At 71.7% G+C, this 18,460-nt stretch carries 14 protein-coding genes and 1 pseudogene; 13 read left to right on the top strand and 2 right to left on the bottom strand.

The annotated features are described in order from the left end of the window. Positions 1-50 precede the first annotated feature (50 nt). The 10 genes from folC to ABTY20_RS25695 all read left to right on the top strand — a co-directional run bounded on the left by folC (position 51) and on the right by ABTY20_RS25695 (position 12,873). Positions 51-1,550 carry a bifunctional tetrahydrofolate synthase/dihydrofolate synthase gene (gene folC / locus ABTY20_RS25740; RefSeq protein ID WP_351999422.1) on the top strand — a complete coding sequence of 500 codons (1,500 nt, stop codon included), beginning with the start codon at positions 51-53 and terminating at the stop codon, positions 1,548-1,550. Between the two features lie 6 nt (positions 1,551-1,556). Continuing rightward, positions 1,557-1,895, top strand: a complete 339-nt coding sequence (locus tag ABTY20_RS25735) for a DUF4233 domain-containing protein (RefSeq protein WP_351999421.1) — start codon at positions 1,557-1,559, stop codon at positions 1,893-1,895. A 156-nt stretch (positions 1,896-2,051) separates the two neighbouring features. Then, positions 2,052-2,465 carry a nucleoside-diphosphate kinase gene (gene ndk / locus ABTY20_RS25730; protein WP_351999420.1) on the top strand — a complete coding sequence of 138 codons (414 nt, stop codon included), beginning with the start codon at positions 2,052-2,054 and terminating at the stop codon, positions 2,463-2,465. Positions 2,466-2,770: 305 nt separating this feature from the next. Next, positions 2,771-3,790, top strand: coding sequence for a rod shape-determining protein (locus ABTY20_RS25725; RefSeq protein ID WP_006133575.1), 1,020 nt, complete (start codon positions 2,771-2,773; stop codon positions 3,788-3,790). 178 nt (positions 3,791-3,968) lie between these two features. Beyond that, the gene (mreC, locus tag ABTY20_RS25720) at positions 3,969-4,910 is read left to right on the top strand and encodes a rod shape-determining protein MreC (RefSeq protein WP_351999419.1); all 942 of its coding nucleotides are present in this window, start codon (positions 3,969-3,971) and stop codon (positions 4,908-4,910) included. Between the two features lie 13 nt (positions 4,911-4,923). Continuing rightward, a complete protein-coding gene (gene mreD / locus ABTY20_RS25715) occupies positions 4,924-5,592 on the top strand; it encodes a rod shape-determining protein MreD (RefSeq protein WP_351999418.1) in 669 nt (222 codons plus the stop codon). 112 nt (positions 5,593-5,704) lie between these two features. Next, positions 5,705-7,993, top strand: coding sequence for a penicillin-binding protein 2 (gene mrdA, locus ABTY20_RS25710; RefSeq protein ID WP_351999417.1), 2,289 nt, complete (start codon positions 5,705-5,707; stop codon positions 7,991-7,993). Then, entirely contained in the window at positions 7,990-9,192 is a 1,203-nt protein-coding gene (gene rodA / locus ABTY20_RS25705; RefSeq protein ID WP_351999416.1) for a rod shape-determining protein RodA, read from the top strand. Before mrdA ends, rodA begins: the two co-directional genes overlap by 4 nt. 83 nt (positions 9,193-9,275) lie before the next feature. Continuing rightward, positions 9,276-10,844 (top strand): CYTH and CHAD domain-containing protein, encoded by a 1,569-nt coding sequence (locus ABTY20_RS25700; RefSeq protein WP_351999415.1) that lies wholly within the window; start codon positions 9,276-9,278, stop codon positions 10,842-10,844. 64 nt (positions 10,845-10,908) lie between these two features. Further along, entirely contained in the window at positions 10,909-12,873 is a 1,965-nt protein-coding gene (locus ABTY20_RS25695; RefSeq protein ID WP_351999414.1) for a TIGR03960 family B12-binding radical SAM protein, read from the top strand. Between the two features lie 183 nt (positions 12,874-13,056). Here ABTY20_RS25695 and ABTY20_RS25690 read toward each other — a convergent pair whose 3' ends face one another. Both ABTY20_RS25690 and ABTY20_RS25685 read right to left on the bottom strand, forming a co-directional pair. Beyond that, entirely contained in the window at positions 13,057-14,292 is a 1,236-nt protein-coding gene (locus ABTY20_RS25690) for a hypothetical protein (protein WP_351999413.1), read from the bottom strand. 175 nt (positions 14,293-14,467) lie between these two features. Further along, positions 14,468-15,283 (bottom strand): DUF2637 domain-containing protein, encoded by an 816-nt coding sequence (locus tag ABTY20_RS25685; protein WP_351999412.1) that lies wholly within the window; start codon positions 15,281-15,283, stop codon positions 14,468-14,470. A gap of 272 nt (positions 15,284-15,555) precedes the next feature. On the opposite strand from ABTY20_RS25685, the gene ABTY20_RS25680 reads away from it, so the two are divergent. The 3 genes and pseudogenes from ABTY20_RS25680 to ABTY20_RS25670 all read left to right on the top strand — a co-directional run. Beyond that, entirely contained in the window at positions 15,556-16,620 is a 1,065-nt protein-coding gene (locus tag ABTY20_RS25680) for a hypothetical protein (RefSeq protein ID WP_351999411.1), read from the top strand. A gap of 48 nt (positions 16,621-16,668) precedes the next feature. Beyond that, positions 16,669-17,445: a TIGR03936 family radical SAM-associated protein gene (locus ABTY20_RS25675; protein WP_351999410.1), complete on the top strand. Its 777-nt coding sequence runs from the start codon at positions 16,669-16,671 to the stop codon at positions 17,443-17,445. 261 nt (positions 17,446-17,706) lie between these two features. Next, positions 17,707-18,460, top strand: a pseudogene (locus tag ABTY20_RS25670) (Rne/Rng family ribonuclease); the annotation flags it as partial.

Below are 18,460 nucleotides of genomic sequence, written 5' to 3'. Positions count from 1 at the left end.
CGCCCCGGCGGCACGAGTGCCCGCAGGGGCGGGTACGTAGACTGGTCTGCGTGAGTGAGCTCCCCCCGAACGACGACGGTTCCTTCGACGAGATCGTCGCCGCCGAGACCGACCGCGACCCCGACCTCGCGGTGATCGAGGCCGGCAGCCGCACCCTGCGCACCCAGGGCGGCCCGCCCCAGGCGGACGTGCCCGCGCGCCCGGCCGACCCCGAGGTCGACAAGGCCCTGCGCGAGGTCGAGGCGGAACTCGCCACCCGGTGGGGCGAGACCAAGCTCGAGCCCTCCGTCGCCCGCATCTCCGCGCTGATGGACGTGCTCGGCGAGCCCCAGCGCTCGTACCCCTCGATCCACATCACCGGCACCAACGGCAAGACCTCCACCGCCCGCATGATCGAGGCCCTGCTCGGCGCCTTCGAGCTGCGCACCGGGCGGTACACCTCGCCGCACGTCCAGTCGATCACCGAGCGGATCAGTCTCGACGGCGCGCCGGTCTCCGCCGAGCGGTTCATCGAGACGTACCGGGACATCGCGCCGTACGTCGAGATGGTCGACGCGCAGCAGGAGTACCGGCTGTCGTTCTTCGAGGTGCTCACCGGCATGGCGTACGCCGCCTTCGCCGACGCGCCCGTGGACGTGGCGGTCGTCGAGGTCGGCATGGGCGGCAGCTGGGACGCGACGAACGTGATCGACGCCGGCGTCGCCGTGGTGACGCCCATCGACCTGGACCACACCGACCGGCTCGGCACCACGCCCGCCGAGATCGCCGGCGAGAAGGCCGGCATCGTCAAGCGCGACGCCACGGTGATCATGGCGCAGCAGCCGGTGGACGCCGCGCAGGTGCTGCTGAAGAAGGCCGTCGAGGTGGACGCGACGGTGGCCCGGGAGGGTCTGGAGTTCGGGGTCGTGACCCGGCAGGTCGCCGTCGGCGGCCAGCTGGTGACGCTGCGCGGACTCGGCGGCGAGTACCCCGAGGTGTACCTGCCGCTGCACGGCGAGCACCAGGCGCACAACGCGGCCGTGGCGCTCGCCGCCGTGGAGGCGTTCTTCGGCGTCGGCGCGCAGCACGCCCGGCCGCTCGACATCGACACCGTGCGCAAGGCGTTCGCCGCCGTCGCCTCCCCGGGCCGGCTGGAGGTCGTACGGCGTTCGCCGACCGTCGTCCTGGACGCCGCCCACAACCCGGCCGGCGCGCGGGCGGCGGCGGCGGCCATCGGGGAGGCCTTCCAGTTCAGCCGGCTCATCGGCGTCGTCGGCGCGAGCGGCGACAAGGACGTGCGGGGACTGCTGGAGGAGTTCGAGCCGGTCTTCGCCGAGGTCGTCGTCACCCGGAACAGCAGCCACCGCGCGATGGACGCCGACGAGCTGGCGGCCGTCGCCGTCGAGGTGTTCGGCGAGGACCGCGTCCAGGTCGAGCCGCGGCTGCCCGACGCCCTGGAGGCCGCGATCACCCTGGCCGAGGAGGAGGGCGAGTTCGCGGGCGGCGGGGTGCTCGTCACCGGTTCCGTGATCACCGTCGGCGAGGCCCGACTGCTCCTGGGGAGGGGCTGAGATCCCGTGCGTACGCTCTGCGCGTCGACCCTGATCGGCGAGTTCTTCATCATCGGCTTCGCCGGACTGGTCGCGATGAAGGACGCCGACCTGTCCACCGGCACGGTGTGGACGGTCTGCGGCATCGCGATGTTCCTGTCCGTGGCCCTGTGCGGGGCGATCACGCGGCCCGGCGGGGTGGCCCTCGGCTGGGCGCTGCAGATCGCCCTGGTCGCCTCCGGCGTCTTCGTCCCGATGATGTTCTTCATGGGCGCGCTCTTCGCGCTGCTGTGGTGGGCCTCCGTGCACTTCGGGAGGAAGGTCGACGAGGCGAAGGCGAGGTTCGCGGCGCAGCAGCGGGCGTGACGGGGCGCGGCCGGTGCCGGCCGTCCTCCCGCCCGGCCCGTCGCCGGTCGTGCGCCCCGCCGCCACGGCGGCCGGGGCCGGTCCGGGTGCCGGCCCGGCCGTCCCACCGGGTAGCCTCAGGTCATTGACTTCCTGGCCTGCAAGGAGCCGCACACCATGACCCAGCGCACCCTCGTCCTCCTGAAGCCGGACGCCGTCCGCCGCTCACTGGTCGGCGAGATCATCAGCCGTATCGAGCGCAAGGCCGGCTGGCGGATCGTGGCGCTGGAGCTGCGCACCCTGGACCGTGCCACCCTGGAGCAGCACTACGCGGAGCACGTCGGCCGCCCGTTCTACGAGCCGCTGGTGGAGTTCATGGCCTCCGGACCGGTCGTGGCGATGATCGTCGAGGGCGAGCGGGTCATCGAGGGGGTGCGCCAACTGGCCGGTCCCACCGACCCGATCGCCGCCGCGCCGGGCTCGATCCGCGGCGACTTCGGTGTGATCGTCCGGGAGAACCTGATCCACGCCTCCGACTCCGAGGAGTCCGCCGAGCGCGAGGTGAAGATCTTCTTCCCGGGGCGCGCGTAACATGCGAGCATAACGATCACGTCGCGGCGGCGGCCGGCGCGTTTGCCGTCCGTCGGACGGTCTGGGGGCTTTGCCCCCGGACCGTTTCTGGCATATGCGCGGCGTTCGGGGGAACGGATGCCCCCGATGGACCGTCTCCACAAGCAGCGGAAGACGCCATCTGATGACAATGGCGGAGACCCTCGCACGGTGTCCGCGAAGGCGCGTCTACCATGGAAGCCTTCACGTCACCGCACCCACCTCGCCGACCTGAAAAGCCCTCAAAAGCTCGTGGGAAGGCCAGACGAATCCTGATGGGGAACTCAATGTCGTTCATCGGCCGTGACATGGCTGTCGACCTCGGGACCGCCAACACGCTGGTGTACGTCAGGGGTCGCGGGATCGTACTCAACGAGCCGTCCGTCGTCGCGATCAACACCAACACCGGCGGCATCCTCGCGGTCGGCGCCGAGGCGAAGAAGATGATCGGACGCACGCCCGGCAACATCGTCGCCGTGCGTCCGCTGAAGGACGGCGTGATCGCCGACTTCGAGATCACCGAGCGGATGCTCCGCTACTTCATCCTGAAGATCCACAAGCGGCGCTACCTGGCTCGTCCGCGGGTCGTCGTCTGCGTGCCCTCGGGCATCACGGGCGTCGAGCGCCGCGCCGTCATCGAGGCGTCGTCCCAGGCCGGCGCCCGTCAGGTGCACATCATCGAGGAGCCCATGGCCGCGGCCATCGGCTCCGGGCTGCCGGTCCACGAGGCCACCGGCAACATGGTGGTGGACATCGGCGGCGGCACCACGGAGGTCGCGGTCATCTCCCTCGGCGGCATCGTCACCGCCCAGTCCATCCGCGTCGCGGGTGACGAGCTGGACAACGCGATCATCCAGCACATCAAGAAGGAGTACTCCCTCCTGCTGGGCGAGCGGACGGCCGAACAGATCAAGATCACGATCGGTTCGGCGTACGACCTCGACACCGACGAGCACACCGAGATCCGCGGCCGCGACCTCGTGTCCGGACTGCCGAAGACCGTGGTGATCTCCGCCGCCGAGGTGCGCAAGGCGATCGAGGAACCGGTCAACGCCATCGTGGACGCCGTCAAGACGACCCTGGACAAGTGCCCGCCGGAGCTGTCCGGCGACATCATGGACCGGGGCATCGTCCTGACCGGCGGCGGGGCCCTGCTGCGCGGCCTCGACGAGCGGCTGCGCCGGGAGACGGGCATGCCGATCCACATCGCCGAGGACCCGCTGGACAGCGTGGCGCTCGGTTCCGGCAAGTGCGTCGAGGAGTTCGAGGCGCTTCAGCAGGTGCTCGACGCCCAGCCGCGCAGATGACGCACCCCTTCGATTCCGCCGTACGGGACGACCGCTCTCCGTACGGCGGATCGTTGATATAGAGGCACGAGATCCCCCCGCACAACGTCTCGACACGGCTTCGACGCACCCGCGACACACCTGAACAGACCCCCCCACCTCATACCCGTTCTCGACGAGGAAGGCACGGCCGCCGCACGTGAGGGACACACGAGAGAGCCGGCTGCTCCTGGTGCTGCTGATCGCCATCGCGTTCGCACTGATCACGGTGGACATCCGCGGCGGGGAGGATTCACCGGTCGACGGTGCCCGACAGGCAGCGGCGACCGTCTTCGGCCCGATCGAGAACGGCGTGTCCGGCGCGGTCGACCCGATCGGCAACGCCGTCTCCGCCGTCCGCGAGTCCGGCGACCGGCACGACCGGCTCGCCGAACTGGAGCGCGAGAACGCCGCGCTCAAGGCCGAACTCGGCAGCGACGACCGCAGCCGCAGCCGCCTCAAGCAGCTCGACAAGCTGCTCAAGGTCTCCGGCCAGGGCCAGTACGGCATCAAGGGCGCCCAGGTCATCGCCATAGGAGCCGCCCAGGGCTTCTCCTGGACCATCACCATCGACGCCGGCGCCGACGACGGCATCGAACGCGACATGACCGTCCTCAACGGCGACGGACTCGTCGGCCGCGTCACCACCGTCGGCCCGCACACCGCCACCGTGCTGCTCGCCACCGACCCCGACTTCACCGTCGGCACCCGCATGGAGGGCAGCGACGAACTCGGCTTCGCCTCCGGCCAGGGCGACCGCCCGCTGCGCGTCGAACTCCTCAACGGCAAGGCCGAGATCAAGAAGGGCGACCGTCTGGTCACCTTCGGCTCCCAGGCCGACAAGCCGTTCGTGCCCGGCGTCCCGGTCGGTGTCGTCTCCCGCGTCGACCCCTCCGGCGGCGACCTCACCCGCACCCTCTCCGTCACGCCGTTCGTCAGCTTCAGCAAGCTCGACGTCGTCGGCGTCGTCGTCCAGGCCCCGAAGAAGGACCCGCGCGACACGGTGCTGCCCAGGAAGCCGAAGCCGACCCCCACGCCGACCGTGACGGTGACCGTCACGCCCCCCGCCCCCGCCGACGGCCTCAACCAGCAAGAGCAGTAGGAGCTGTCACCCCATGCGCGTCAACCGGATCCTGCTCTCCAGCTCGCTGATCGTCGTCGCCCTGGTGATCCAGGTGAGCGTCCTCGCCCGCCTCCACCTCCCGGGCGCCGTCCCCGACCTGCTGCTGCTCACCGTCCTCGGCCTCGCCCTGGTCTACGGCCACGTCGGCGGCGCCCTGGTCGGCTTCGCCGCCGGACTCCTCGCCGACCTCGCCCCGCCCGCCGACCACGCCGCCGGCCGCTACGCCCTGGTGCTGTGCGTCATCGGCTACCTCGCCGGACTCGTCAAGCCCGAGAGCGGCCAGGTGAAATCGGCGACCGGCCCGATGGTCGTGGTCGTCGCCGCCGCCCTCGGCTCCACCCTGCTCTACGCCGGTGTCGGCGCCCTCGTCGGCGACACCGCCGCCCGCCACGTCGGCCTCGGCGGACTGCTGTTCACCGCCGCCCTGTACGACCTGCTGCTCGCGCCGTTCGTGGTCCCCGGCGTCATGGCCCTGGCCCGGCGCGCCGAGAACGACCCGCTCGCCGAGACCAGCCCCGGCAAGTCCGGCGACGTCGCCTCGGGCTGGATCTCCGGCGGCACCGGACTGCGCATCGGCGGGCAGCGGGGCGGACTGCGGGCCAAGGCGGCCCGCGCCCGGGTGGCCCGCGCCGGGCGCATCAAGGGGGTCAAGCGCCTGTGACCCCGCACCACTTCACCAGAACGAGTGAAAGACGGCGGAACGCCGGGGCACGGCCCGGCCGTTCAGCACACGTACCCGCACCCGCGTACGCGCTCTGAGAGGAGGAAGCCGCGTGACCAACATCCCCGAGACCGGCCGCAGCCCGCGGGTCCAGATCCGGCTCGTCGTCATCCAGGTCCTCGTCATCTCCCTCCTCGGCACCCTCGGCGGACGCCTGTGGTACCTCCAGATCCGCGAGGGCGACCAGTACGCCAAGGAGGCCTCCGGCAACCACGTCCAGCAGGTCGTCCAGCCCGCGGTCCGCGGCTCCATCCTGGACGCCCGCGGAGTCCCCCTCGCCGACAACGAGACCCGCCTGGTCGTCTCCGCCTCCCGCACCGAGCTGCTGAAGATGAAGGACGACGGCAAGGCGGTCCTCACCAAACTCGCCGGCGTCCTCGGCATGAAGGCCGAAGAGGTCGTCCAGAAGGTCCGCCTCTGTGACGCCAAGACCCCCCAGCCCTGCTGGAACGGCTCGCCGTACCAGCCCATCCCCATCACCGACGAGGCCACCGCCAAGCAGGCCCTGCAGATCCGCGAACGCGCCGAGGACTTCCCCGGCATCACCGCCGAACCGCAGGCCCTGCGCCGCTACCCGAGCCCCGGCAAGGCCAACACCGCCCAGGTCCTCGGCTACCTCTCGCCCGTCACCGACGAGGAGATCCAGAAGGCCGAGGACACCAGCTCGCCCTACCTGCGCTCCGACATGGTCGGCCGCTCCGGCCTCGAGCGCCAGTACGACAAGCAGCTGCGCGGCAAGGCCGGCGTCACCCGCTACGAGGTCGACAACCTCGGCCGCGTCATCGGCGAGGCGAAGGCCGACCCCGCCCAGCCCGGCGCCAACCTCGTCACCAGCATCGACTCCCGCGTCCAGCGCATCGCCGAGTACGAGCTGAACGAGGCGATGAAGGACGCCCGCGACCAGCACGACCGCAACACCAACCGCAACTACGAGGCCGACTCCGGCGCCGTCGTCGTCATGGAGGCCAAGACCGGCCGCGTCGTCGCCATGGCCTCCAACCCGACCTACGACCCCAACGCCTGGGTCGGCGGCATCTCCGCCAAGGACTACGCCGCCCTCACCGGAAAGAAGTCCAACTACCCGCTGCTCAACCGCGCCATCCAGGGCCAGTCGGCACCCGGCTCCATCTTCAAGGTGATCCCCACGGCCGCCGCCATACAGGCCGGCTACTCCTTCGAAGGCCCCTACAACTGCTCCAGCTCGTACTCCATCGGCGGACAGGTCTTCAAGAACTTCGAGTCCCAGAACCACGGCCCGATCAGCCTCGGCCGCGCCCTGGAGGTGTCCTGCGACACCGTCTTCTACTCCCTCGCCCACGAGGAGTGGAAGCGCGACGGCGGCAACAAGCCGAAGAAGAACGCCCACGACTGGTTCTACAAGACCGCCCACCAGTTCGGCCTCGGCGAGGAGACCGGCATCGACCTGCCCAACGAGGTCACCGGCCGCGTCCCCGACCGCCAGTGGAAGCTGGACTACTGGACGGCCAACAAGGACGCCTGGTGCAAGTACGGGAAGAAGGACGGCACCTACGCGGAGAAGATCGCCTACGAGAACTGCCTCGAAGGCAACCGGCTGCGCGCGGGTGACTCCGTCAACTACTCCATCGGCCAGGGCGACACGCTCGTCACCCCCATCCAGATGGCCACCATCTACGCGGCCATCTCCAACGGCGGCACCCTCTACCACCCCACCGTCGGCAAGGCCGTCATCAGCCCCGACGGCAAGACCGTCACGGAGATCGAGCCCAAGGCGCACGGCAAGCTGCCGACGTCGAAGAAGACGCTCGCCCAGATAGACGAAGCCCTCGAAGGAGTCGCCACCCGCGGTACGGCCGCCTGGCGATTCGGGGGCTGGCCACAGGACGAGATCCCGATGCACGCCAAGACCGGTACCGCCGAGGTCTACGGCAAGCAGACCACCTCGTGGTTCGCCACGTACACCAAGGACTACTCGATCGTCATGACGATCTCCCAGGGCGGTACCGGCTCCGGTGCCTCGGCCCCCGCCGTGCGCAACATCTACAACGCCCTCTACGGCGTCTCCGAGGACGGCGAGATCGACAAGAAGAAGGCGCTGCTGTCCACGCCGCAGAAGAACCTCCCCAAGGTCCGCACGGACGGCACCATCACCTCCCCGAAGGTCTCCAAGGACCCCGCCAAGGACCGGGTGTCCCCCTCCCCCGACGCCCGGGCCACCACCCCGCAGGGCGACGACCCCGCCGACCCGCAGCAGGCCGGCACGGTCCCCTCACCGGAGATGGGCAACCGCCAGACCCGCCGCCACCGACGACGACGCGGCACCACCGGCACCGGAAAGGGACTCCGGAGGACAGCGTCATGACCGGCGGAGTCAACAGCTTCCAGGTCTCCGGATACGGACCGGAGCGGGCCGGCTGGACGCGGGTCTTCGCCCGCGACTCCCTGGCCCGGCGCCTCGACTGGCCGATACTGTTCTCGGCGCTCGCCCTGTCCCTGCTGGGCTCGCTCCTGGTCTACTCGGCCACCCGCAACCGCACCGAACTCAACCAGGGCGACCCCTACTACTTCCTGGTCCGGCACTGGCTCAACACCGGCATCGGGGTGGCCCTGATGATCGGCACCGTCTGGCTCGGCCACCGCGCCCTGCGCACGGCCGTGCCCCTGCTGTACGGCGCCTCCGTCTTCCTGATCCTGCTGGTGCTCACCCCCCTGGGCTCCACCATCAACGGCGCCCACTCCTGGATCAAGCTCCCCGGCGGCTTCTCCCTCCAGCCCTCCGAGTTCGTGAAGATCACGATCATCCTGGGCATGGCGATGCTGCTCGCCGCCCGCGTCGACGCCGGCGACAAACCCCACCCCGACCACCGCACGGTCCTCCAGGCCCTCGGCCTGGCCGTCGTCCCCATGCTGATCGTGATGCTCATGCCCGACCTCGGGTCGGTCATGGTCATGGTCATCATCGTGCTCGGGGTCCTGCTCGCCTCCGGCGCCTCCAACCGCTGGATCTTCGGCCTGCTCGGCGCCGGAGCGGCCGGCGCGATCACCGTCTGGCAGCTCGGCATCCTCGACGAGTACCAGATCAACCGCTTCGCCGCCTTCGCCAACCCCGAACTCGACCCCGCCGGCGTCGGCTACAACACCAACCAGGCCCGCATCGCCATCGGCTCCGGCGGACTGACCGGCTCCGGCCTCTTCCACGGCTCCCAGACCACCGGCCAGTTCGTCCCCGAACAGCAGACCGACTTCGTCTTCACCGTCGCCGGCGAGGAACTCGGCTTCGTCGGCGGCGCACTGATCATCGGCCTGCTCGGCATCATCCTCTGGCGCGCCTGCCGCATCGCCCGCGACACCACCGACCTCTACGGCACGATCGTCGCCGCCGGCGTCGTCGCCTGGTTCGCCTTCCAGTCCTTCGAGAACATCGGCATGACCCTCGGCATCATGCCCGTCACCGGCCTCCCCCTGCCGTTCGTCTCCTACGGCGGCTCCTCCATGTTCGCCGTATGGCTGGCCGTGGGCCTGCTGCAGTCCATCCGGGTGCAACGGCCGATGTCCGCGTGAACCGCCAGGGGCGCACGACGGCGGCGCACCGCCGCCGCGCGCCCCTGACGACTAGATCCGCCCATCACGGATAGATACACCTCATGGCGGACACCAAGCGCGAGATCGAGCGAAAGTACCAGTCCGACGGCAGCGGTCTGCCCGACCTGACGCGCGTCCCCGGCGTGGCCACCGTCCTCGACAAGGGCGTCACCCACCTCGACGCCACCTACCACGACACCGCCGACCAGCGCCTCGCCGCCGCCTCCGTCACCCTGCGCCGCCGCACCGGCGGCTCCGACGCCGGCTGGCACCTGAAGTTCCCCGTCGCCCCCGGAGCGCGCGACGAGATCCGCGCCCCCCTCTCCGACACCCTCCCGGACGAACTCGCCGCCCTCGTCCGCTCCCGCGTCCGCGACCGCGACCTGCTGCCCGTCGTCCGGCTGCGCTCCGACCGCGACGTACGCCACCTGGCGGACGCCGACGGCCGGCTGCTCGCCGAGGTCAGCGTCGACACCGTCCACGCCGAACGCCTCACCGGCGACGGCGGCACCGCCCGGTGGACCGAGATCGAGGTCGAGCTCGCCGACGACGGCGACCCCGCCTTCCTCGACAAGGTCGAGAAACGCCTGCGCAAGGCCGGCATACACCCCGCCTCCTCGGCCTCCAAACTGGCCAGGGCACTGGCCGAGACCGCACCGGACACCACGGCCACCACGGCGCCGGAGGCACCCGCCACGGCACCCGAAGCGGCCCCGCGGCACAAGCGCAGGCCACGACCGGCCGGAAAACCCGTCACCGCCGGCGACCACGTCCTCGCCTACGTCCGCGCCCAGCGCGACGCCCTCGTCGAACTCGACCCCGCCGTACGCCAGGACGTCCCCGACTCCGTGCACCGCATGAGGGTCGCCACCCGCCGCCTGCGCAGCACCTTCCGCACCTTCCGCCCCGTCCTCGACCGCGAGGCCACCGACCCCGTCGGTGACGACCTGAAATGGCTGGCCACGGAGCTGGGCCTGGACCGCGACCAGGAAGTGCTCGCCGAACGCCTCCGCTCCTCCCTCGCCGCCCTGCCCGACACCCTCGTCGCCGGCCCCGTCGGCCACCGGCTCACCACCTGGGCCGAGACCCGCCACGCCGGAGCCCACGGCCGCCTCACCGGCATCCTCGACTCCCGCAGGTACCTCACCCTCCTCGACACCCTGGACGCCCTGCTCGCCGACCCGCCCCTGCGCAAGAAAGCCGGCGCCGAGCCGGACAAGGTCCTCACCAAGGCCGTGCGCAAGAACCTCGACAAACTCACCGGCCTCGTCACCCACGCCCTCGACCTCCCACCCGGCACCGACCGCGACGTCGTCCTGCACGAGGCCCGCAAGAAGACCAAGCGCACCCGCTACGCCGCCGAGGCCGCCGCCCCCGCACTCGGCCGGCCGGCGGACGACCTCGTCACGGCCATGAAGGCGCTCCAGAACCTGCTCGGCGACCACCAGGACAGCGTCATGGCCCGCAAGACCCTCCGCGAGCTCGCCGCCGTCGCCCACGCGGCGGGCGAGAGCGCCTTCACCTACGGCGTCCTCCACGCCCGCGAGGAACGCCGCGCGGAACTCGCCGAGGCCGCCCTCCCCGAGGCCTGGACGACGATCACCGAGGACCTCCGGCCCTGGACGACGTAGGGAACACCCCTCCGGCCGCGTTACGCTGAATGGTCACCCCACTCAGCACACAAAGGTTCGCGAGATGCCTGCCGAAGCCGCCGAGTCTGTGTTCCCGCAGCTCGAAGCTCTGCTCCCGCATGTGCAGAAGCCGATCCAGTACGTCGGCGGAGAGCTCAACTCCACGGTCAAGCCGTGGGACAGCTGCGACGTCCGCTGGGCGCTCATGTACCCCGACGCCTACGAGGTCGGACTGCCCAACCAGGGCGTCATGATCCTCTACGAGGTCCTCAACGAACAGGACGGCGTCCTCGCCGAGCGCACCTACAGCGTCTGGCCGGACCTCGAGGCGCTGATGCGGGAGCACGACGTCCCGCAGTTCACGGTCGACAGCCACCGCCCGGTGAAGGCCTTCGACGTGTTCGGCCTGAGCTTCTCCACCGAGCTCGGCTACACCAACATGCTCACCGCCCTGGACCTGGCCGGCATCCCCCTGGAGGCCAGGGACCGCGGCCTCGACGACCCGATCGTCATGGCCGGCGGCCACGCCGCCTTCAACCCCGAGCCGATCGCCGACTTCATCGACTGCGCGGTCATCGGCGACGGCGAGCAGGCCGTCCTGGAGGTCACGCGGATCATCCGCGCCTGGAAGGAGGAGGGCCGCCCCGGCGGCCGCGAGGAACTCCTCTTCCGCCTGGCGAGGACCGGCGGGGTGTACGTCCCCGGCTTCTACGACGTCGAGTACCTCCCCGACGGCCGCATCGCCCGCGTCGTGCCGAACAGGTCGGGCGTGCCGTGGCGCGTCTCCAAGCACACCGTGATGGACCTCGACGAGTGGCCCTACCCCAAGCAGCCCCTCGTCCCGCTCGCCGAGACCGTCCACGAGCGCATGTCCGTGGAGATCTTCCGCGGCTGCACCCGCGGCTGCCGCTTCTGCCAGGCCGGCATGATCACCCGCCCGGTCCGCGAGCGCTCCATCACCGGCATCGGCGAGATGGTCGACAAGGGCCTGAAGGCCACGGGCTTCGAGGAGGTGGGCCTGCTCTCCCTCTCCTCCGCCGACCACTCGGAGATCGGCGACATCGCCAAGGGCCTCGCCGACCGCTACGAGGAAGACAAGATCGGCCTCTCCCTCCCCTCCACCCGCGTCGACGCCTTCAACATCGACCTGGCCAACGAGCTGACCCGCAACGGCCGCCGCTCGGGCCTCACCTTCGCCCCCGAGGGCGGCTCGGAACGCATCCGCAAGGTCATCAACAAGATGGTCTCCGAGGACGACCTCATCCGGACCGTCGCCACCGCCTACGGCAACGGCTGGCGCCAGGTGAAGCTGTACTTCATGTGCGGCCTGCCCACCGAGACCGACGACGACGTCCTCCAGATCGCCGACATGGCCACCCGTGTGATCGCCAAGGGACGCGAGGTCTCCGGCTCCAACGACATCCGCTGCACGGTCTCCATCGGCGGGTTCGTCCCCAAGCCGCACACCCCCTTCCAGTGGGCCCCGCAGCTCTCCGCCGAGGAGACGGACGAGCGCCTCGGCAAGCTCCGCGACAGGATCCGCGGCGACAAGAAGTACGGCCGCTCCATCGGCTTCCGCTACCACGACGGCAAGCCCGGCATCGTCGAGGGCCTGCTCTCCCGCGGCGACCGCCGCGTCGGCGCGGTCATCCGCGCGGTCTACGAGGACGGCGGCCGCTTCGACGGCTGGCGCGAGCACTTCTCGTACGACCGCTGGATGAACTGCGCGGACAAGGCGCTGGCCCCCTTCGGCGTCGACGTCGACTGGTACACCACCCGCGAGCGCTCCTACGAGGAGGTCCTGCCCTGGGACCACCTCGACTCCGGCCTCGACAAGGACTGGCTCTGGGAGGACTGGCAGGACGCCCTCGACGAGACGGAGGTCGAGGACTGCCGCTGGACCCCGTGCTTCGACTGCGGCGTGTGCCCGCAGATGGACACGGCCATACAAATCGGCCCGACCGGCAAGAAGCTGCTCCCGCTCGCGGTCAAGAACTCCGCGCCGGCGCCGAGCGGTCATTCTCACTGACGTGAGCGAGGCACTCGATCGGGTGATCGAGGCCCCGGAGGTGGGTGAGGGCGAGGTGGCCGCCGTGCCGTGCGCGGCCGATGGGGCACGACCTCGTCCTCCTCGCCCGGGTCGGCCTGGCCGCCCTCGCTTCCGCGCGTCACCCGGCAGCCCTGCTTCGGGCCGTCTGGTCACGGACTTCCGTCACCTGCTTCGAGCGGTGCCCCTGGCGGTGACGACGTAGCAGGTGGCACGCCCTCCGCTTTGTTCCCATTCTTCCTGATTCGACCACATGTGCCAGTAGTCCCCGGCCCGGTCCGCCTCGGAGATCCATGGCCCGGGGGCGGTGCCGTAGGCGGCGCGGCAGGCGGCGGCGGCTTTCTCCCGGGCGGCCGTGCTGCCCGGGTAGGGGTCCGTGCCGAGTTTTCTCTGGGCGAAGATCCTGCCGTCGTGCGCGTCCGAGCACGGCACGTCCACGACGGTGTCCAGGAGCCGCTGGCCCGTGCTGAAGTCGACACAGCCACCGGGCTTCACCGAGTCGACGGGACGGACCGCCTCGCGGGCCGGCCGGACGGATCCGTCGGGCTTCGCGGCGGGCTTCGACTCACCGTGTCCGGAGAGCCGGAGGTCGATGGTCAGGGAGGTCATGTCCTCGAACGCGCTGCCCTTCTTCCCCAGGGCCGTCGAGAGGTCGGCCCGCACGTGTGTGACGCGTCCCCGGCCGTCCACGGACACGGTCGCCGGCAGAGGGGCGCTCTTGCTGGAGGATCCGGTGGGGGAGAGGGGAGAGAGCTCGCGCCCGAGGTCCCTGGGAAACAGTTGCGCGGCGGCGCTCTTGGGCAGGTCCGCCTCATAGGTGCGCCGGGAGCCGTCGGTCCGCCGGGATGTCGCCTTCGTGGCACCGAGTCCTTCGAGGAGGGTGCCGCCCACCGGTCCTTCGGATCCGCGCAGGTGGTCGATGCGGTCGATGCCGAGGTCCGGACGGGTGTCGCCCGTCGTGTACCGGAGCCAGTACGCCGCCGACCCGGCGCGGTAGTGGATGTGTTGGGGGTCGACGAGGACGCGTGCCGAGGGGTCGGCGTTGCCCTTGCCCGGGGTGGTGCCCAGAAGCGTGTCCTTCGTTTCCCGGGGGAGCTCCTTCGACAGGTGCCACTTCGTGGTCGCCTCGCCCGTTCCCTTCGCGAAGTCCATCCGCCCGCTGAGGGTCTGCACCGCCCGGCCCTTCTTCGATGCGAAGGTCATGGTCTGGACGAAGTCGGCACCGCCGGCCTTCTGCGTCCGGCGTAGGGCGAGGTAGACCTGGAGGCCGAGCTTCTGGTCGAAGACGGGGTGCTCGGCGGCGGGGTGCTCGGCGCGGGCGTTCTGGTCGCCGGAGCAGGCGGTCAGGAGCAGGGGCGCGATGGTGAGTACCGCACCTGTACGGGCAAGGCGTCTGATCATGTCCGTAAGACCCGGCCGGGTCGTGGAGGGTTGCCTCCGCTGGTGGAACCGCCTGGGCACGGGCGTCGAGATTGCTCTCATCTGCGCGAGGAGTACGGGCTTCTCCGCGGCCGCGTCCCGGAGAAGCCCGGTCGGCGCGACGCGGCCCCCGCCGTCGGCGGGGGCCGCTGGGGGCTCACGGGGTGTGCTGTCCGGGGTATCGGGTGGGCGGCGCGTCATGCCGGTAGGAGGGGGCCGGGGTCCGGAAACGTTCCTGTCCGCCGGGATCGACGAGCGGTGCGGGGTGGCCCATGGCGGACCGCAGCCGGTGGCGGGGTGAGGTGCGGCGGGGCGGGCGGGTCAGGGTGATCTGGCGAACGAGTTGCTGGAAGCAGGTCAGGGCGGCCACGCCGGGGAGGGCCGCGGCGGCGATGTCGGTGATCGTCCGGGGGGCCTGGGCCACGCAGAGCATGACGGCGACGGACGAGAAGAGGAGGACGACGAACCACGAGTGCAGGGCGCGTCGTTGGTGCAGTGCGGCGCGGAGGACGGACAACGAGCCCGCCAGCCAGGGTCCGTAGACCAGCATGGGCCACCAGGCCGCGGAACTGCCGCTGCTGTGGGCGGTGGTGACGAGGAGCAGGGGGTCGTAGGTGACGACGCCGCTGAAGACGCTGACCATCGACACGGTGACGGCCGTCAGGGCGGCGGTGGTGCAGCTGGCGAGGCGCAGGGCGTCGGGGCGTCCGCGCGGGGGTTTGCGGTGGCCGCGGGGTGAGGCGCGCAGGGGCGGCAGTTCCGCCGTGATCTCCTGCAGGTCGCCCATGGGGCTGCCGGCCGGGGGAGCGGTGACCGGGGCCTCCTCGCGGGGCTGTGGCATGGTGACTCCGGAGGGTTCCTCCCTGCGGGCTTCCTGGAGCAGGTAGGCGAGCTCCTCGGCCGGGTCCCAGTGCGGTACGGACGATTCCACGGGCTCCGTGCAGACGAGAGAGTCGTAGCGTTCGTCGTTCATGTCAGCCGGCCTCGCCGATCCCGTGGCCGGCGAGGTCGGATGCCCACGGATTCCCCCCGTCGGGCCTGGTGGGTCCGGACATGCGTGCCTTCGTCATATAGCGACTAACGGCGGCTGTTTCGCTTGGATGCGTGGCAAAAGGGTGAACGCCCGTAGAGGAAATTGTTTTATATAAGTCGCGGAATTCTTATGTCCTATTGTCATTCAACGTAGGGGATGAAGAACATCTCGGGCGGGGGATCCGGGCGGGCCGCGCCGGCGTCCTTGGGGGTATGGATCTCGAGAAACCGGCCGGGCCGCCGGCCGCCGTGCCCGCGGGGGAGGGGTGTCTCGTCGTGGCGATCCGCGTTCCCGCGCGGATCGTGGCACTGGTGCTGGTCGTACCGGTGCGGTTGGTGTGGGACGCGCTGACCGTCGCCGGCCGGTTCCTGGACGACCGGCTGCTGCGGCCCCTGGGGCGGGCGCTGCTGTGGGCGGGGCGGGCGGTGTTCGTGTGGCCGTTCGTGGGGCTGTGGCGGTACGTCCTGGCGCCGTGCGGCAAGGGGCTGGCCCGGCTCGGGCGGGTGCTGGTGGTCCTGCCGGCCGTCGCGTTCCACCGCCATGTGCTGGTTCCCCTCGGCCGCGGGGCCGCGTGGCTGTACGCGCGCGTGCTGACGCCGGTCGGCCGGGTGCTCGCGGCGATCGGGGCCGGGGCGCGGGCGGGTGCGGCGCGGCTGGGACGGTGTCTCGTCGTGGTGCCCTCGGCATGGTTGTACCGGTGGGTGTTCGCGCCGGTGGGGCGGGCGGCCGTCCGGTGCGTCAGGGGCCTGGTGCGGCTGGTGGCGACGGTCGTCGCCGGGGTCGGCACGGGGCTGTACCGGGTCACCCGGGTCCTGCTGGTGCTGCCCGCGCTCACGGTGTGGCACGGGGTGCTGGTGCCCGTCGGCCGGGTGCTCGCCGTCGTCGCGCGGGAGGCCGGGGACGCCCTCGGGCACGCCTGGCGTGTCGCCGGGCACCTCTCGCAGACCGTCGGACGGTTCTTCGGGAGGCTGCTGCGGTGGGTGTTCGTGGAGCCGGTGCGGTGGGTGTACCGGAACGTGCTGACCCCGGTGGGGCACGTGGTGCGCGACGCGGTGCTGCGGCCCGTCGGGAACGCCGCCCGCGAGGTGGGCCGGGCCGGCCGGCGGGCCCTCGCCGCCGCCCGCGCGTCGGTGCGGCGGGCCCGTGCCGACGTCCGGCGGGCGCTGCTCGGCGAGCCGGCCGGTCCGAAGGAACCGCAGCTCACGCACCACCGGGAACCCTCGGGCCCGCGGGCACGTACTCTTGGTAGCAGTACGACCGCTCTCACGAAGGACTGAACGACACTGGGCAAGCGACAGCCCGAAGGCCCGCCGCCCGCACCCGCGGTGCAGCGCATCCGACTGCGTTACACCAAGCGCGGCCGCCTCCGGTTCACCAGCCACCGTGATTTCCAGCGCGCCTTCGAGCGTGCGCTGCGCCGCGCCGAGGTACCGATGGCGTACTCGGCGGGGTTCACGCCGCACCCGAAGGTGTCGTACGCCAATGCCGCACCCACCGGCACGGGCAGTGAGGCGGAGTATCTGGAGATCGCGCTCACCGAGCCGCGTGACCCCGAGAGGCTCCGCGGCCTGCTCGACGAGTCGATGCCCGCCGGGCTCGACATCGTCGAGGCGGTCGAGGCCCGCACGTCGGGTCTCGCCGACCGGCTGACGGCTTCCGTGTGGGAGCTGCGGCTGGACGGCGTCGGCCCCGAGGACGCCCGCCGTGCGGTGGACGCCTTCAACGCGGCCGGGACCGTCGAGGTCCAGCGCCGTACCAAGAGCGGCATCCGCACCTTCGACGCCCGTTCGGCGGTCGCGGGGCTGGAGCTCACGGACACGGACTCGTCGCGGGCCGATAGGCCGACCGACCGGCCCTGTGCGATACTGCGGCTGGTTGTTCGGCACGTGACGCCTGCCGTACGACCCGACGACGTCCTGTCCGGTCTCCGCGCCGTGGCCGACCTGGCGCCGCCGGTCCCCGCAGCGGTGACCAGGCTGGCGCAGGGGCTGTTCGATGAAGAGACCGGCACGGTGACCGACCCGCTCGCGCCCGACCGCGAGGCAGCAGCGACCGAGCCGCAACCGGCCGACGCCACTGCCGCCGCGACGGCGCCGGCGTAAGGAAGGTCCCGCGAAGGGACGGACGTCGTAAGCGCCGCCCTCGACCTCGGGAGCCACCTGGGTCGGGCAGCGCACCGACCAGAAGACTTTCGCCAGGCCGTGCGCATTCGGCGTACGGAACCGGCGAGACAGGACACAGAGTGCTCCCGTGCGGCGCCCGCGCCCCGGACGGCGGCGATCGCGCACTGCGCGAGCCGCGGACGTCACCGGCATCGCCGGACCAGGTGCGGCGCCCGGGAGCCTGACGGGAGAAACGCCCGCATGCTCGAACCGATCGAGCCCACCGAGGGCTCCGAACTGCACACACCGAGCGACACCCTGCCGCCGAGGCGACGGCGCCGTGCCGCGTCCCGGCCGGCGGGCCCGCCGGCCGGCGCGGCCGACACGCCCGCCGAGACCGTCGCGCCGGCCATACCGGCCGCCGAGTCCCCCGAGCCCGATGAGCTCGCGGAGCAGGAGACCGCCGAGGCGGAGGCCGAGCAGGAGGCGGAGGCCGTCGAGGCCCCGCCCGCCCCGCCCCGACGCCGTCGTGCGGTCCGCCGGGCTGCCGCGCCGGCCGGGACGCCGGAGTCGGCGGAGGCCGCCGAGACCGTCGTACCGGCGACGCCCGCCGCGTCCGGGACCGCCCCGGCCGCCGAGCAGTCGGCCCCCGCCGCGTCCGAGGACGCGGCACCGCGCCGCACCCGGCGGCGCGCCACCCGTAGTGTGACCTCGCCGGAGACGGCCCCCGAGGCCGCGCAGACCGCCCCCGAGGCCGCGCAGACCGCCCCCGAGGCCGCACAGACGGCCACCGAGGCCGCGCGGACCGCGCCGGAGGGCGTGCAGGCCGTGTCGGAGGACGCTGCTCCCGCCCGTACCCGGCGGCGCGCCACCCGCAGTGTGACCTCGCCGGAGACGGCCGCGAAGGCCGCCGAGGCCACCACCGGGGCGCCCGAGGCGTCCCAGGCCGCCGAGACCCCCGCGCCCGCCGCCGAAGCGGCCGCCGAGGACGCCGCACCGCGCCGTACCCGGCGGC

This window comes from Streptomyces sp. NPDC126497 (genome assembly GCF_040302425.1).
Classification (GTDB): Bacteria; Actinomycetota; Actinomycetes; order Streptomycetales; family Streptomycetaceae; genus Streptomyces.
Note: the sequence above shows the minus strand (reverse complement) of the source record. Positions and strands in the feature narration are given on the sequence as shown.

Bases quoted from the DNA above. Each gene is read 5' to 3' on its own strand.
- ABTY20_RS25685 (WP_351999412.1), bottom strand. From the start codon at position 15,283: ATGAACGACGAACGCTACGACTCTCTCGTCTGCACGGAGCCCGTGGAA.
- ABTY20_RS25690 (WP_351999413.1), bottom strand. From the start codon at position 14,292: ATGATCAGACGCCTTGCCCGTACAGGTGCGGTACTCACCATCGCGCCC.
- ABTY20_RS25725 (WP_006133575.1), top strand. From the start codon at position 2,771: ATGTCGTTCATCGGCCGTGACATGGCTGTCGACCTCGGGACCGCCAAC.
- mreD (WP_351999418.1), top strand. From the start codon at position 4,924: ATGCGCGTCAACCGGATCCTGCTCTCCAGCTCGCTGATCGTCGTCGCC.
- ABTY20_RS25680 (WP_351999411.1), top strand. From the start codon at position 15,556: ATGGATCTCGAGAAACCGGCCGGGCCGCCGGCCGCCGTGCCCGCGGGG.
- rodA (WP_351999416.1), top strand. From the start codon at position 7,990: ATGACCGGCGGAGTCAACAGCTTCCAGGTCTCCGGATACGGACCGGAG.
- ABTY20_RS25695 (WP_351999414.1), top strand. From the start codon at position 10,909: ATGCCTGCCGAAGCCGCCGAGTCTGTGTTCCCGCAGCTCGAAGCTCTG.
- ABTY20_RS25700 (WP_351999415.1), top strand. From the start codon at position 9,276: ATGGCGGACACCAAGCGCGAGATCGAGCGAAAGTACCAGTCCGACGGC.
- ndk (WP_351999420.1), top strand. From the start codon at position 2,052: ATGACCCAGCGCACCCTCGTCCTCCTGAAGCCGGACGCCGTCCGCCGC.